General features: G+C 55.4%; 14 protein-coding genes. 8 read left to right on the top strand and 6 right to left on the bottom strand.

Annotation, left to right across the window (positions count from 1 at the left end; all coding sequences use genetic code 11):
• Positions 1–18 precede the first annotated feature (18 nt).
• On the bottom strand, positions 19–885 hold the full coding sequence (locus tag HYX42_RS08825) for a polysaccharide deacetylase family protein (protein ID WP_293401957.1): 867 nt from the start codon (positions 883–885) through the stop codon (positions 19–21).
• Between the two features lie 175 nt (positions 886–1,060).
• Between HYX42_RS08825 and HYX42_RS08830 the strand changes: the two genes are divergently transcribed.
• From HYX42_RS08830 to HYX42_RS08850, 5 genes are all read left to right on the top strand, one after another.
• A complete protein-coding gene (locus tag HYX42_RS08830) occupies positions 1,061–2,371 on the top strand; it encodes a citrate/2-methylcitrate synthase (protein ID WP_293401959.1) in 1,311 nt (436 codons plus the stop codon).
• Between the two features lie 168 nt (positions 2,372–2,539).
• Positions 2,540–3,523, top strand: a complete 984-nt coding sequence (locus HYX42_RS08835; RefSeq protein WP_293401961.1) for a tripartite tricarboxylate transporter substrate binding protein — start codon at positions 2,540–2,542, stop codon at positions 3,521–3,523.
• A 22-nt stretch (positions 3,524–3,545) separates the two neighbouring features.
• Positions 3,546–4,358, top strand: coding sequence for an SDR family NAD(P)-dependent oxidoreductase (locus HYX42_RS08840; protein WP_293401963.1), 813 nt, complete (start codon positions 3,546–3,548; stop codon positions 4,356–4,358).
• A gap of 37 nt (positions 4,359–4,395) precedes the next feature.
• Positions 4,396–5,130, top strand: coding sequence for an SDR family oxidoreductase (locus HYX42_RS08845; RefSeq protein ID WP_293401965.1), 735 nt, complete (start codon positions 4,396–4,398; stop codon positions 5,128–5,130).
• A gap of 137 nt (positions 5,131–5,267) precedes the next feature.
• A complete protein-coding gene (locus tag HYX42_RS08850; protein ID WP_293401967.1) occupies positions 5,268–6,020 on the top strand; it encodes an SDR family oxidoreductase in 753 nt (250 codons plus the stop codon).
• A gap of 51 nt (positions 6,021–6,071) precedes the next feature.
• Here the strand turns inward: HYX42_RS08850 and HYX42_RS08855 are convergent, their stop codons facing one another.
• Positions 6,072–7,529, bottom strand: a complete 1,458-nt coding sequence (locus HYX42_RS08855) for an integrase (RefSeq protein WP_293401969.1) — start codon at positions 7,527–7,529, stop codon at positions 6,072–6,074.
• A 203-nt stretch (positions 7,530–7,732) separates the two neighbouring features.
• Between HYX42_RS08855 and HYX42_RS08860 the strand changes: the two genes are divergently transcribed.
• Entirely contained in the window at positions 7,733–8,164 is a 432-nt protein-coding gene (locus tag HYX42_RS08860; protein ID WP_293401971.1) for a helix-turn-helix domain-containing protein, read from the top strand.
• A gap of 39 nt (positions 8,165–8,203) precedes the next feature.
• Here HYX42_RS08860 and HYX42_RS08865 read toward each other — a convergent pair whose 3' ends face one another.
• The 3 genes from HYX42_RS08865 to HYX42_RS08875 all read right to left on the bottom strand — a co-directional run bounded on the left by HYX42_RS08865 (position 8,204) and on the right by HYX42_RS08875 (position 11,380).
• A complete protein-coding gene (locus tag HYX42_RS08865) occupies positions 8,204–9,241 on the bottom strand; it encodes a VWA domain-containing protein (protein WP_293401973.1) in 1,038 nt (345 codons plus the stop codon).
• 169 nt (positions 9,242–9,410) lie between these two features.
• On the bottom strand, positions 9,411–10,358 hold the full coding sequence (locus tag HYX42_RS08870; RefSeq protein ID WP_366931143.1) for a bestrophin family ion channel: 948 nt from the start codon (positions 10,356–10,358) through the stop codon (positions 9,411–9,413).
• A 305-nt stretch (positions 10,359–10,663) separates the two neighbouring features.
• A complete protein-coding gene (locus HYX42_RS08875; RefSeq protein ID WP_293401977.1) occupies positions 10,664–11,380 on the bottom strand; it encodes an MgtC/SapB family protein in 717 nt (238 codons plus the stop codon).
• Positions 11,381–11,554: 174 nt separating this feature from the next.
• On the opposite strand from HYX42_RS08875, the gene HYX42_RS08880 reads away from it, so the two are divergent.
• Together HYX42_RS08880 and HYX42_RS08885 are read left to right on the top strand one after the other, a co-directional pair.
• On the top strand, positions 11,555–12,199 hold the full coding sequence (locus HYX42_RS08880) for a glutathione S-transferase N-terminal domain-containing protein (RefSeq protein ID WP_293401979.1): 645 nt from the start codon (positions 11,555–11,557) through the stop codon (positions 12,197–12,199).
• Between the two features lie 33 nt (positions 12,200–12,232).
• The gene (locus HYX42_RS08885; RefSeq protein ID WP_293401981.1) at positions 12,233–12,790 is read left to right on the top strand and encodes a hypothetical protein; all 558 of its coding nucleotides are present in this window, start codon (positions 12,233–12,235) and stop codon (positions 12,788–12,790) included.
• A 78-nt stretch (positions 12,791–12,868) separates the two neighbouring features.
• Here HYX42_RS08885 and HYX42_RS08890 read toward each other — a convergent pair whose 3' ends face one another.
• Complete coding sequence (locus tag HYX42_RS08890) at positions 12,869–14,074, bottom strand: CoA transferase (protein ID WP_293401983.1); 1,206 nt, start codon at positions 14,072–14,074, stop codon at positions 12,869–12,871.
• Between the last annotated feature and the right edge of the window lie 54 nt (positions 14,075–14,128).

A 14,128-nucleotide genomic window follows, 5' to 3' on the forward strand; every position in this document is an offset into this window, starting at 1 on the left:
TGTGAAGCTTTCGAAATCTCAGGCTTCATGAGGCGTATCCTTCTGAACGCTGGCCCAGTTTGCAATCTCATCTTTTCGCATGAACACAACGCCGTCGTGGCTTTGCGCGTAGTCAATGAAATCGCTTAGTGCTTTCACTATTGCTGGTTGACCGGCTATACGGTCGTGCGCACTAACTGACATCAAACGACGTCGCTGTGTTCCTTCGGAATAAAGGACATCAAATTCATCCTTCAAATCCGAAAGGAAATCCTTGGCCGAAATTGAAAGCTGGTGAAATCTGTCGATGTCATTGTTGCGGCGCGTATAGGGGACGACCATGAATGGCTTGCCGGCTACGGAAACAGAAAATGGCTCGTCGCGGCTGACGTCATCGATGTAGTATTTGAACCCTAAGGACTGAAGAATTTCCAGAGTATTTGGTCCGTTCCTTAAAGCAAATGCATTGAATCCTGTGGGCCGGACGCCGGCAGCACTTTCTATGGCCCTGATATTTGCTTCATAGGAGGCACGCTCTTCATCCGGCTGCATTCTCCAGTGGGGTTCCCACTTGTGACCATGTGCTGCAGCTTCGTGACCTCTATTGACGATTTCCTTGACCAGCGCGGGGCTTTGCTCGACAGCTTTGCCGACCATATGCGAGGTAACTTTTATTCCCTTTTGATCCCAAAGATTCAGAAGCCGAGGGATACCTTCCTTCAATCCATATTCAAACCATTTCACAGTAGCCGGATTGGGCGTCTCCGCGTCCATTTCGGCGAATGGACTATATGGCGCATGGGCTGGTTGCGCCCCGGCTTCCAATTGCATAGAGATGGATATTGCCAAACGTGCACCGTTTGGCCAAAAGCTTTTTTGCGACATTTTTTCCTCGGTGGGATGCATCGTTGAGAATATTCGAGCATCAGGCTTGGTGCTCCCGTCAAGGCAAGAATCTAATCCTATCTAGCAGGTGCTTCAATCTTGATTCGTGATCAATACGGGTATGCGAGGAGGAGTCGTATAAAGCTTGCAACTATGGACATGTCGCGGCAATATTCGGTCAAAGAGGATACTGAATATGGCTCAAAAACAAAAACTGAACTTGGACGGGATCGCATCCCAGAACTCTCAGGAAAAGCAAGACTATGTGAGCGCCGCAGAGGCGATGAAAATGATGGGGGTTCGGCAGCAGACCTTGTACGCCTATGTGAGCAGGGGGTTAATTTCAAGTTTGGCGCAACCTGGCAGTAAAGAGAAACTATATTTGCGCAGCGATGTGGAACGCATGTGTATTCGCTCCCTCGCTAGGACCGGTCATGGGGCGCTAGCGGCTTCAGCAATGAATTGGGGTGATCCGATCGTCCCGAGCACCATAACGGAAATAACTCCTTCAGGTCATCGCTACCGTGGGCGGTCGGCTGCGGAACTCGCACGCATGAAAGTTTCCTTTGAATCCGCAGCTGAACTGCTGTGGACAGGCACTCTTCTTGATGAGGCTATTACTTGGCCAGTCCTAGAACTTACTCCTGAGCTAAAACGTATCACTGACTCGCTGGAGAGCCAAAATCCAGCAGATCAATTGCTGGAGATATTCTCAATTGTCACCTTGCATTTGGGCGTAGCTGCAGGGGCGGGCGGAGCTACGGCGGAAAGGGGCCAGGGCGGGCGCACATACGACGCAGCGCGCCAGATCATCCACTCACTGGTGGGATGTTGTGGATACGCAGGTCCGTTGGAGAAATTCGTTCCCATGACACCTGGTTCCTCGGTGGTTCAAGGTCTGATCGACGCTCTCCAGATTGAGAGTTCGGATTCGAACATTGAGGCACTCAATGCAATTTTGGTAATCATGGCAGACCACGAACTATCCCCTGGAACCCTTTGCGCCAGGGTATGTGCGTCTGGTGGTAGTGCCTTGCACAGTTGTCTGGCTTCCGGCGCTTGCGCGATCGCAGGTCTGGGCATTGGACGGCAATATTTGCGAGTTGATGCTTTTCTGCAGGCATCTAGCTCAAGAGAGCTCATGCAGCGGGCCAAAGATGCACATGCTAGAGGGGCTGTCGTCCCTGGATTTGTTCATCCGATGTATCCGCGCGGCGACCCCCGAGCAAAATACCTTCTGTCCGTACTGCAGCGCCGTCCTCTACTTTCGAAAAGCTCTAAAGCTCTCTTAACCTTTGTTGACCGGATGGAGGATGAGTTGAATCTGCATCCTAGGCATGAACTCGGAATAGTCGCAGTTTGCAGAGAGATGAATTTGCCAAAGCAGTTGCCAGGCGCACTGTTTGGGCTTGCGCGAACGGCTGGATGGGTTGCTCATATACAAGAGCAGAGGTTGACGGGGTCTTTGCTCAGGCCTCGGGCCAAGTTTGAAGGTACTTCCGTGTAGAGCTTCTTGACCGGGCAGAGATCGGTCAGAAAAGGGGGTTGCTACACAGGGATGTGCTTTCCCGTATTGATAGGAAATCAAGATTGAAGTCTGTTGACTGCGGCAATACGATTCCCGGCCGGCACATCTTGTCGCCGAGGCGAATTAACACAGCATCAGGAGACCACGATGGATTTTCAAAAGCGACTGACATTGAAGCGTACGCTCGGAACAGCCGTTGCAATGGCGGCGTTACCCAGTTTGGCTCAGACATTCCCTACTAAACCCATTCGTTGGATCGTCGGCTATCCGCCGGGTAGCGGACTTGACTTTGTCGCTCGTGTGGTTGCTGAAGGGATGAGCAAAGAATTGGGGCAACCCGTTGTTGTTGATAACAAAGCAGGTGCTGCAGGGGCTATCGCCGCCGCTGCACTTGCCGCTGCACCTAGCGATGGGTATAGCCTTCTTAGCGTGGATATGGGTGCTTATTCCCTGAATCCTCATCTGTACACAAAGCTGGCGTATGACCCACGTCGGGACTTTGCAATGACCGGCATGATGGTGACCTTGCCCATGGTCATGTTTGTTCCCGTATCACTTGGCGTATCGACAGTGGCCGAATTCGTGGCTTACGTAAAGTCAAAGCCAGAGAAGTCAGTCAATTTTGCATCGTCAGGGATGGGAAATCCTGTGCATCTGACCATGGAAATGTTCCAGCGCAAAGCCGGACTCAACATGGTTCATGTTCCTTACAAGGGCTCGCCTCCGGCGGTCGCCGATCTTGCCGCAGGGCTGGTGTCCGCCATGTTTGTCGATCCGAGTACCGCCATGCCCTTTGTGCAGTCAGGCAAGTTGCGCGTCATTGGAACAAACACTTTGGCGAGACTGCCGACACTCCCTGATGTTCCTACGCTCAAAGAGTCAGGCTACGACGTATTCTTCCCGGTCTGGCTCGCCATGGCGATGTCTGCCAGCACGCCGAAGCCACTCGTTGAACGTATCAACCACAGCCTTAACGAGACAATGAAGACGCCCCAAGTCAGCAAGCGCCTGAGCGATGCGGGCTTCATCGTAGGAGAGCGGATGAGCGCTCAACAAACCGAACAATTTGCGCGCAGCGAGTACCAGAACTGGGGAAAAACATTGGCTCCGATGAATATCAAGCTTGAGTGACAGGCTAGCTCAGACTCTGAACATGAGAGCGTTGATCGGCAGAACTGCCATTGTGTGTGGCGCTGGCGCCATTGGTCCGGGATGGGGAAACGGGAAAGCGACTGCGGTGGCGTTTGCCAGGGCGGGCGCTAAAGTCCTGGCAGCGGATGTGAGCGCTGATTCAGCAAGGGAGACTCAGGAGATCATTCTGAGCGAGGGTGGGAACTGCGAGATTTTTGCAGGTGATTTATCCGATAGTGCGTCGGTCGAAAAGATGGTCGCGGTGTGCCTGAGCCACTTTGGAAGTGTTGATATTCTGCATAACAACATCGGGGTTATGTTCCCCGGTGACGTAGTTTCTCTCGAAGAGAAAGATTGGGATTTGGCGTCGAGGCTAAATATCAAAACGCTTTTTTTATCTTGCAAGCATGTAATACCAGTCATGCTCTCCCAAGGATTCGGGGTTATTACCAACGTCGGCTCAATCTCGGCAAGTCGGTATTTGGGAATGCCGGCTATCGCATATAGCACTACGAAAGGTGCGGTGCACTCATTTACGTCAGCGCTCGCCGCTCAGTATGGGCGTCAAGGCATTAGGGTCAACACCATCACCCCAGGAATAGTTGATACGCCAACGTTAGAACATGCATCCGCAAAAATTGCCGAAGCGTTACAAATCAGCGATATCGCCTCTGCACGGGCCGCGAGAGAGAACTCGGTGCCGCTAGGTCGGTTTGGAACTGCCTGGGATGTGGCAAATGCAGCGGTTTTTCTTGCTTCAGACCAAGCGTCTTACATCACCGGTACTGATCTTCTCGTGGATGGCGGACTTTCGTGTGTAGCGCCACGGTCGTAAATGAATTAGCTGAACAAGAAAACTGAAAGAAACTGAAATGAGACTAAGAGATCGTTGTGCCTTTGTGACCGCGGCGGCGCAGGGAATTGGCAAAGCAGTGGCTTTGCAACTAGCCGCTGAAGGGGCGACGGTAATTGCCACCGATGTCAATGCCGACATGCTGCAAGAGCTCAGGAGTGAACGCATTCAGGTACGTTCCCTTGATGTTCGCGAGCACTCCCGCATTCTGGAGTTGGCCCATGAGTTTCAAGAAGTCGATGTGATAGTTAATGTGGCTGGGTGGGTGCATCACGGCGACATACTTCACTGCTCCGAAGAGGATTGGGATCAAACCTTTGACATTAATGTCAAGTCAATGTTTCGGATCAATAAGGCCTTCATCCCATCGATGATTCGGCGAGGTCGGGGCTCGATCATCAATATAGCTTCTGTGCAGTCTTCCATTATTGGAAATGCGACCCGCTTGGCGTACGGCGCGAGTAAGGGCGCTGTTATCGGACTAACCAAAGCGCTTGCAATGGGGCACGCAAAAGACGGTGTGCGTTGCAACGTAATTTGTCCAGGTGTGATTGATACGCCGACCGTTGCGCAGCGGGTCGCCGCGTGCGTTGATCCTGAAGCTGAGCGCCTCGCCCGGGTAGCCGCACATCCTATTGGGCGCTACGGTTCGCCAGCCGAGATTGCTTCCGCTTGTGTTTATCTTGCAGGCGATGAATCAGCATTTACGACCGGGTCTGTACTTGTTGTTGATGGCGGCTACTCCGTTGGATAAGTAAAGTGAACCCCACAGATCAAGCGGATACTGAAGGGCCTGCGACTTGGCTTTTTGGATACAAACAATTTTCCTGTGATTGACCACGACCTTGCTCTATTGCGTTAGGTCGTAAGTCAATCTTTTTCGAGGAATGTATGAAACAAAATCGTGTCGTTATAGTTACTGGTGGGGGCCGCGGTATTCCCGCTGCTGTCGTTAAGAGGTTTTCAGCAGAGGGCGCGCGTGTCGCTGTCGTGGACCTCCTGCTCGAGCGAGCTCAGGACTGCGTGCAACAAGTCAATGCATCCGGCAAGGGGCAGGCAAAAGCCTTTCAGTGTGACGTCAGATCTTGGGACTCAGTGCAGCGAATGGTGAATGACGTCCGGGCTGCTTACGGACCCGCAGACGTCTTGGTTAACGCTGCGGGCAGCTATTTTCAGTATAAGTTGCCACATGAGACTACTGAAGAGGAATGGGATTCGGTTGTAGATTCCAACATGAAGGGCGTGTTTTTGTGTTGTAAGGCAGTTTTGCCGGACATGATGGCAAACGGAGGAGGTCGAATCATTAACTTCGCGTCAAACGCCGCCCGTTCCGTTGCAACAGCGCTAGGAATTGAGTACACAGCCGCAAAAACTGGGGTACTTGGCATCACCAGGCATTTGGCCAAGGAGTATGCAAAGTACAACATCTTGGTCAATACACTTGCACCTGGACCGACTGATGTGGACCGAGTTAAAGAAACCACGTCCGATGAGTTTTATGCCGCTATCCCCAAAACTATTCCACTTGGCCGGTACGCTCAAGCAGATGAAATTGCCGCAGTAGTTGAATTTCTTGCGTCGGATGGCGCAAGCTTCATTACTGGCGCAACTATAGATGCCAACGGCGGCATCATTATGGTGTAAAGACGGAGCTGGTTGATGCGATTGGACGCGCTCGAAGCCTGCTCCAGTCGCTCAAGCGCCTCGACGTTTCTTGCCAACCGCGGGCGAGGAATCAAGCGCCAGGTAAAGCCGGCTAAGCGCGTCCCGGATCTCTTCTTGGTACTGATAGTCATCATAGCTCTGATGCTGTACACCAGAAAGTCCATGCGATTGGAGATGGCCCCGAGTTTCCTTACTAACCTTTAGGCTGGCGAGTAAAGTCTCAACCCCTGACCTGATTCTTTTGGTAGAGAAATCTTTGATACCAGCTGCTGCTTCACATGCCCAGTCACTTAGCGTCGTCCCTGCAATGTGAGTTATTCCACCATCAGTAGACAAAGCATACTTCCCGGTCGAATTGCATTGATCCAGTGCCTTTCTCGCTTGGGGGATGAGGTAAACCGGATGGATTCGAGCGGGACGTCCAGATCTGCCTTTTTTGTCTATTAACGTGAATCGGTCTGATTTGATGTTAGCTGTTAGAAGGCGCCCTAGTTGAGCCAATCGTTGAGCGCCAGTAAGTAGGTGAAGTCTTAGAACGGCACCTTTGAAGCCTGGCATGTCCCTAATAATGGACCAATAAAGTCGAAGTTCATCTAATTCGAGAGGATTTTTGTCCGGCAGATTGTTTGAATTGTCTGGTGAAGTTTCTGCGGCTGGATTGAACGTAATCTTGAACTTTTCGAAAAGCTTCGGGACAGATGGTTTTGTTTTTACTGCCTTTGCTGTTTGATAGGCGGCGCGCAAATAAGTCCGCACCTTATTAGCGGTCCTTCCCTTTTTTTGCTCGATAACGCGTCGCATTATTTCGACCACGTGATCGACCGTCATTTCTGAAGCGGGCAGTTCAGATATGGATGGCCACGGTTCATAAACATGAACCTTGAAGATCGAACGAGCCTCGCTGTGAGATATCTTTTCGTTTTGCTCCAGGTAGTCGCAGTAGGCTTCCAGGAGGTGCTTAACTGTCGCAGTTTCTTGTTCCGTTGCAGCGAGCTGCTGAACACGTGCGATCTTGGCTTTTTCTGCGAGAAGGGCCGGGCGCCCCCCTTGGGCCTTGTGATTCAAGTGCTCTTGTGCAAGCTTCTGGGCTTGAAATTCAGCTGCAGCAATTGAGAAGCCTTTGGCCGAAGGAGACAGCGATTTAGGTGGTGCTGACGAGTCATAACTGCCGATGGGGACCCGCTCACTTTTGAGTCCGAAGCTGTATCGCCAATAAAAGGTTACCGTGCCATTGCTGTGCTTACGCACTTGAAGGGCGCCGGTAGGAATGATCTTTCTCAGTGTTGAGAAACGACCAACTGGCGACTGATTAATGAGTTGACTTGGAGTGAGCTTATTGAGGGACGCTTGCATAATCCTGAGGTGTTCCGTTGCCAGACCGTTGCCAGACCGTTGCCAGACCGTTGCCAGACCGTTGCCAGACCGTTGCCAGACCGTTGCCAGAATTTTAGCCGATGTTCGTATATCGCATTGGACGTCGTTGAACAATAAAATGTTATATATCAATGACTTGCGTTAATTTAACTTGTCCAGTGGAATCCAATAAAATCCAATTTTTAGGACTCATAATCCTTTGGTCGTAGGTTCAAGTCCTACACGCCCTACCATTTATCTTTTCTCAATGCGCCTCAGCATCCGTTCGGGTCTGGGGCGTTGCTGTTTTTGTTGTGTGATTTCTGGATAATGAACGCATGAACATCGCCACAGCCCTCAAATCCGAAATCTCCCGCGTCGCCCGCAAGGAAGTTCGCGCTGAAGTCTCCGCCCTCAAATCGGCATCATCCCGGTACCGCTCCGACATCGCCGATTTGAAACGCCGCATCGCGCAACTGGAACGCCTTGTCGGTCAACTCAGCAAAGGCACTCGCAAGAGAGTTGCCGAAGCGTCTGATGCCCAACCCGCAACCGTCACTCGCTACAGCGCAAAAAATCTGGCCGCGTTGCGCAAGAAGCTGGGCTTGTCCGCAGCTGACTTTGGCAAGCTGTTGGGTGTATCCGGCGCCTCGGTCTATCTATGGGAGGACGGCAAGACCCGGCCGCGTGAGAAGAATATGCCCGCAATTTCCAGGCTGCGGGGGATGGGCAAGAAGGCTGCGCTTCAGCTACTTGCGACGCTCAAGTAGCGCCTTGTCCTTGCGCCTGGGCTTGGCGAGTTGCCCCGTTCAGGCTATCCGCCCGAACCAGATGACAGACAACAAAGCCCCGCTAGCCGCGATACACGCTGCCACCAGCGCAAGCAGGCCAGAGAGTTCGGTTTCGCGCCTGTGCACCTGCAGCTGCGAGCCGAGATTTTCATAGACGCTGCGTAATTTTTCTGCCGTGCCGGCGTAGTGATATTCGCCGCCTGTCATGCGCGCCACTTCGCGCAGTGTCGGTTCATCAAGCTGCAGGTAGATGGGCATGCCTTCGGCCGTGGCGCCATCTCCACCGACAGTACCCAGGCCCACGACGTAGATCTTTACCCCGCGGTCGGCGGCCATCTTTGCTGCGGCAAGAGTGTCTACACCGGTGGTGCGGCGTCCATCGCTCAGCAGAATGATGGCGGCAGAGTTGTACGAGCCCGGCGCTACGGGCGTGATCTCTTTCGGTGGCGGCTTGTCCTTGTCATCCAGGCTGCGTCCGCGCAGCTGCCTGCCGAAGGTCATGCCGCTCAGGTCGATGCCGTGGTCGGGGAAGAGTTCTGCCAGGCACAGCACGATGGCGTTCCCTACCGCTGTGCCCATCTGCATCTGGAAGGCGTCGATAGCCGCGACCAGCGACGTGCGGTCAAGTGTTGCGGCCTGGGCCACCTGGGTGCTGCCGGCGAAGGTGACGAGCCCGACCTCAATGCCCTTGGGCAACTCCTTCAGGAAAGACTTGGCCGCGTCCTGGGCTGCCACCAGCCGGGTTGGTTTGACGTCAGTGACCCGCATGCTGAGCGACACGTCCATGGCCAGCATGATGGATGACCTTGCCCATGGCAGCGGCACCTTTGCAACGGGTCGCGCTGCGGCCAGCAGCAGCACTGCGCTGGCAAGTAACAGCAGCACGGGCGGCACGTGCCTGCGCCAATTGCGTCCGGCTGTGGCGGCACGCACCATAGCCACGCTGCTGTAGCGCAGTGACGTTCTGCCGCGCCGGCGCAGCAGCCACAGGTAGGCCAATGGCAGCAGGGGCAGCGCAAGCAGCAGCCAGAGGTACTGCGGCCATAGAAAAAACATCGGGCAATCCTGTACGGTTATCGTGAGGAAGGACTGGCTTCGTCGAATTTTGCGGCGTGGGGGCACGACATTCCCCGCAACACAGCAATATCGTGCCGCTTATGCCAGCGCTTGGCAAGTACTGGCCCCGCAGGTTTGTTCCGCAAGCCGGACCTGGGGTGCGATGTGTTTAAAGAATGATGTTGTTATTCGGTCTGAGCAGGCTCGGAACATCAGTTTCGCCAAGCATTTGTTTCAGCTCAATCTCAAGCAATCGGCAAACCTGCGCCATGGGCACATCGTTGGCGCCCCCTTCAAACGGGTTCTCGGTACTCTCCCCAACCTGGTACAGCGAGATATACATCCAGGAAATGAGCAAACTGAACGGTATGGCAAACCAGCTCATGTTGCCGGCGAGAAAACCGCCAACATGCGCATTGAGCTTGTCAAACTCGACCATGACGCCAAACGGCAGCAGCACTGCAAAGCTCCACACAAAAATCGTGTTGATGATGGCGTACTGCCGTGGATAGGGGAAATTCTTTATACGCTCGGCCCTGCTTTGCTGGTCGATGAAGTCCTTGAGGGTTTTCTGCATTTCGGTGTGATGAAGAACCACCAAATTCTGTGCTGCGTAGAGCGCGCGTATGGCCTCGCTTTGTGCACCCATGAGCCATGTCGCCTTGCCCCGCACGTGGGCGATCAATGCAAGCTCTTCTTCCGGCAGGTATTTCAGCAACTCATGGTCCAGCGATGTTTCCGTTTCCGGTACGGTGAAAAACGTCTTGCCATATTCGGCGTTCGACTGGCTTGATACGCTTTCCCAGATTCTCCGGGTACGAAGCTGGTACCGGAGTGCAGTCAGCCAGGCGAGATGGCGGTACACCAGCGCCCTTGATTTCTCGCGGTCAACCGGAAAGTCCCTGCTGATCAGGCCCCAGTAACGGCTGCCGGTGGCGATGGCTGTCCAGACCTGCTGTGCTTCCAGGGTGCGGCCATAAGTCTGCGCGTTCTTGAAGCCAACGATGAACGATGTGGCGGTTCCCAGCACGGCCACCACCACCCAGGGCAAGGCTACCCACTTCAGATCCAGTAATTGGTAGAGCACCACCGGCACGGTCGTGACAAGCGTAAGCACGTAGATTTTGCGCCGCGTCCAATGAAGAAATTCAGTGCGCCTGTAGGATTTTCCGATATGCATTGCTGTCCCTGATTTAATGCGCCTACCACCTGCCTGATCCGGGGCACAGCCATACCCAACAAGACGTTTGAGGCTGTTCCTTTGTGACAAGGTCCAGAAAATAAATGTTCCGGACTAGTGTGGCCTGGGTACGGACGGTCAGTATGCTCCTGCGGCAGCCTGTCTCCTCTGTCTCCTCTGTCTCCTCTGTCTCCTCTGTCTCCTCTGTCTCCTCAATCCCTGATCACTCAAGTCAGCCAAAACTAATCCGAAGTGCTGGCGCTCCAGTAGGCCTGCGTGACCACGGGCAGGTCTGACAGGCGTTTGACCATGGCATCCAGCTGCGGGCCGTCTATCGATGTGGCGGCCAGCACCGCCTGAATCTTGACCTCGTCATCGCCGAAGGCATGGACTTCAAGATCACGCGTGGGATAGCGCAATTCTTCCAGCGATTTTTCGAGCAGGGCCAGAACCATTTTCTGGCTGTCGCTGGCCGTGACTACATAAACCATGTTGGTCACCTCCGCTGACTTCACGTCCAGCGGGCGGCGGTTGATCTGGTCAACGATGGGGCGTAGCAGCGTATTGGCAGCCAGGATGAAGAGCGTGGCTACGCCAGCCTCAAGCACCAGGTCGGCGCCCGCGCAAGCGCCTACCGCACCCGAACACCAGAGTGTTGCTGCGGTGTTGAGGCCACGCACGTTGCCCTCCTCGCGCATGATGACACCGGCGCCGAGAAAGCCTATGCCTGAAATCACGTAAGCCACGACATGTACAGCACCCTCTTGCCCGTGCAGGCGGGCTGCCATGTCTACAAAGATGGCAGCGCCAAGAGCTACCAGCACATTGGTGCGCAGGCCCGCGGTTCGCTGGCGAAACTGCCTCTCGAAGCCGATCATGCCGCCGAAGATAAACGCCGCACTCAGGCTGACAAGGGAGTCGATCAGGGACTGGAGATTGACGGTTTGAAATGCCTGCATGTTGGTGCGGATATTAACGGCTTGATATGACAATAAAGCAGTACATCAGCACTTGCAGAACGCCACACATGGGCCCATCGGCGGATTTCGGCGGCCAGTGACAAAATGCCACTGTGCCAGTCCCGCCAGATTACGCTGTGTTGAGGATATCGCCACTCATACCAAAGGAGACATATGAAACTTACCCTAGCCTATTGCCCGGTTGCCTGCTCGCTCGTTCCCTACATCCTGCTCACCGAGGCCGGTGCGCAGTTTGATGTGCTCAATGTCAACCTTGAAAAAAACGAGAACAACAGCGCTGACTATCTGCGCATCAACCCCAAAGGCAAGGTGCCTGCGCTGCTGATTGATGGCGAGCCACTGACCGAGAACGTGGCGATACAGGTGTGGATTGCGCGTGAGTTTCCAGCCGCAAAGCTGATGCCCGCCGACCCCATGGCCTATGTGCATGCGCTGTCGGTCATGGCCTGGTGTGCGGCCGGCATTCACCCCAAGCTCACGCAGCAGGCCAGGCCCGCGCGTTACTGTGATCTGCCGGATACGGCAGACAATGTACGTGCGCACGGCTCGCAGGGCATGCTTGAGCTTTTTGAAATTGCAGACAGCATGCTGGCCGGGCGTGAATGGTTTTTTGACCATTTCACCTGTGCCGATGCCTACTTTTACTGGTGCTTCCGCCGCGGCTCCATGTTCAAGGCCGACACCTCCGTTTATAAAAACTGCGTGGCCCACCTTCAGCGCATGGAGCAGCGCGCCAGCGTGCAGAAGCTGCTCGCATATGAGAAGAAAGTACAAGCGGATTTCGCCCGCGCTGCCTGAACCTGAACCGGGCCGTGCAGGGCGGCCCTGCGGTTGCGCAAATCCCCCTTCATCGTCATACTTCACAGGCGGCGCAAGCATGCGCCTGCGGGAGGTGGCTTGCACGACCATAACGACGCCCGGGTAGCTGCACTGCAGAGAGCGGTGGAGGCCGAACGCCTTGAGGACATCCGGCGGGCGCAGCGTTTTCTTCAGCTGGCGAACAAGGTGCGGGCATTTCGTGACGGTGAGGGCGCGGCGCCGACAGAGGCTGAGCTCACCGAGTGGGCTGAACACACCGCCAAGGCTGCAGCGCTCGCCGAGCGGCTGGCCGAATTGCAGGAGTCGCCCGAAGAAGCTGCGCCCATATCTGATTTTTCTGACAGCACGGGCATTGCTGCGACCGCCATCCCCCATTCGCGGCGTTGGCCGCAGATTGAATGGACAGAGACATTTGCCTATGCCTTCGTCGAGCTGTCGACGGAAGCCGGCGGGGAAATCGCAGACATCCAGCAGATGAGGGCGCTGGGTGCAAACCTGTGGCTGGAGCAGGGCGGGCGGGATGCGATAGAGGTTGCGCAGGAAGAGTTCGACAAGCGCAAGCCGCGCTGAATGGCGGCGGGGCGCGACGGCCCAATCACCAAATCGCCGCGCAATCGCCGAGCAGTCGTCTATCAGCCGCAGTGAGCCTTAACTTTTGGCGGGCGACAGGGTGGCGATCTCTTCGTCGCTGTAACCCAGTTCTTTCAGAATCTCGACACTGTGCTCCCCATGCATGGGCGGTGGCCTGCGCAGTTGTGTGCGTTCACCATCAAAACGCAGCGGTTGCGACACGCCCTGCATCTTGCCGAGGGCGGGATGGTTGTAGTCGAACTTCATGCCGCTGGCCTTCGTGTGTGGGTGCTCTGACAGCTCGCCCAGCGTGTGCAGCGGCGAACTGGGAATGCCGGCCTTGTCGAGTTCAGCCAGCCAGGCATCACGGCCTTTGGCCTGAAGGGCTCTGGACACCAGAGCGACAGTTTTTGCGCGGTTGCGCACGCGGTCGGCGTTGGTGCGGTAGTCGGGGTGGTCCACCACATCGTCCAGATGGGTCATGGTGCAAAAGCGCTTCCAGAGCGTGTCGTTGGCCACACCCAGGATGAGCGGCTTGTCCGCTGTTTCAAACACCTGGTACGGGCACAGCGATTCATGGCCCGAGCCGGGTTTTTCGGGCTCTGTGCCGCGCTCCCAGAAGCTTTGCAGAAAGTAGCCGAGCATGCCAGTGGCGGTGTCAAAAAGCGAGGCCTCCACGGTGCTGCCTGCGCCCGTTCGTTCGCGCTGGTAGAGCGCGGCGAGTATGCCTATGAGGGCGTGCAGGCCTGTGGCCTGGTCTACCGGCGAAAACGGGCTGCGTACCGGCGGGCCGCCGGGCTCGCCGGTGATGGCCAGCATGCCGGTGAAGGACTGCAGGATCACGTCGTAGCCCTTGCCCTCGTTCATGGGGCCAACGCTGCCAAAGCCCGAGATGTCGCAATAAATCAGCCGCGGGTTGCAGGCGCGCAGGGCGGCTGCGTCAACGCCGAGCTTGTCGGCCACGCCGGGGCCGAAGCTGGCAATCGCAATGTCTGCCCACCTGGCCAGGCGGTAGATGGCGGCAAGGCCTTCTTCGCTGCGCAGGTCCAGGCAGAGGCTGCGCTTGTTGCGGTTGGCGCTTAAAAAAACCGCACCTGTCCTGCTCTCGCCGTGTTCGCGAAAAGGCGGCCAGTGGCGTGTTTCGTCGCCCTGGTCGGGGGTTTCAATCTTGATGACGTCTGCGCCCATGTCGCCGAGGTACTGGGCGCACAGCGGACCGGCCAGTACCTTGGACAGGTCGAGCACACGCAGGCCCTGGAGTGGTGATGGCGTTGATGGATTCATGGATGGGTTTTCCTGTCTTGATGTGCGTCGGTGGCTGCACCGACGCAACGTGGT

The sequence above is a fragment of the Polaromonas sp. genome, assembly GCF_016185115.1.
Taxonomy (GTDB): Bacteria; Pseudomonadota; Gammaproteobacteria; order Burkholderiales; family Burkholderiaceae_C; genus Polaromonas.

Excerpts from the sequence above, each read along its gene's own strand:
- HYX42_RS08845 (WP_293401965.1), top strand. The coding sequence starts at position 4,396 with ATGAGACTAAGAGATCGTTGTGCCTTTGTGACCGCGGCGGCGCAGGGA.
- HYX42_RS08840 (WP_293401963.1), top strand. The coding sequence starts at position 3,546 with ATGAGAGCGTTGATCGGCAGAACTGCCATTGTGTGTGGCGCTGGCGCC.
- HYX42_RS08850 (WP_293401967.1), top strand. The coding sequence starts at position 5,268 with ATGAAACAAAATCGTGTCGTTATAGTTACTGGTGGGGGCCGCGGTATT.
- HYX42_RS08830 (WP_293401959.1), top strand. The coding sequence starts at position 1,061 with ATGGCTCAAAAACAAAAACTGAACTTGGACGGGATCGCATCCCAGAAC.
- HYX42_RS08890 (WP_293401983.1), bottom strand. The coding sequence starts at position 14,074 with ATGAATCCATCAACGCCATCACCACTCCAGGGCCTGCGTGTGCTCGAC.
- HYX42_RS08860 (WP_293401971.1), top strand. The coding sequence starts at position 7,733 with ATGAACATCGCCACAGCCCTCAAATCCGAAATCTCCCGCGTCGCCCGC.
- HYX42_RS08835 (WP_293401961.1), top strand. The coding sequence starts at position 2,540 with ATGGATTTTCAAAAGCGACTGACATTGAAGCGTACGCTCGGAACAGCC.
- HYX42_RS08865 (WP_293401973.1), bottom strand. The coding sequence starts at position 9,241 with ATGTTTTTTCTATGGCCGCAGTACCTCTGGCTGCTGCTTGCGCTGCCC.
- HYX42_RS08825 (WP_293401957.1), bottom strand. The coding sequence starts at position 885 with ATGCATCCCACCGAGGAAAAAATGTCGCAAAAAAGCTTTTGGCCAAAC.
- HYX42_RS08875 (WP_293401977.1), bottom strand. The coding sequence starts at position 11,380 with ATGCAGGCATTTCAAACCGTCAATCTCCAGTCCCTGATCGACTCCCTT.
- HYX42_RS08880 (WP_293401979.1), top strand. The coding sequence starts at position 11,555 with ATGAAACTTACCCTAGCCTATTGCCCGGTTGCCTGCTCGCTCGTTCCC.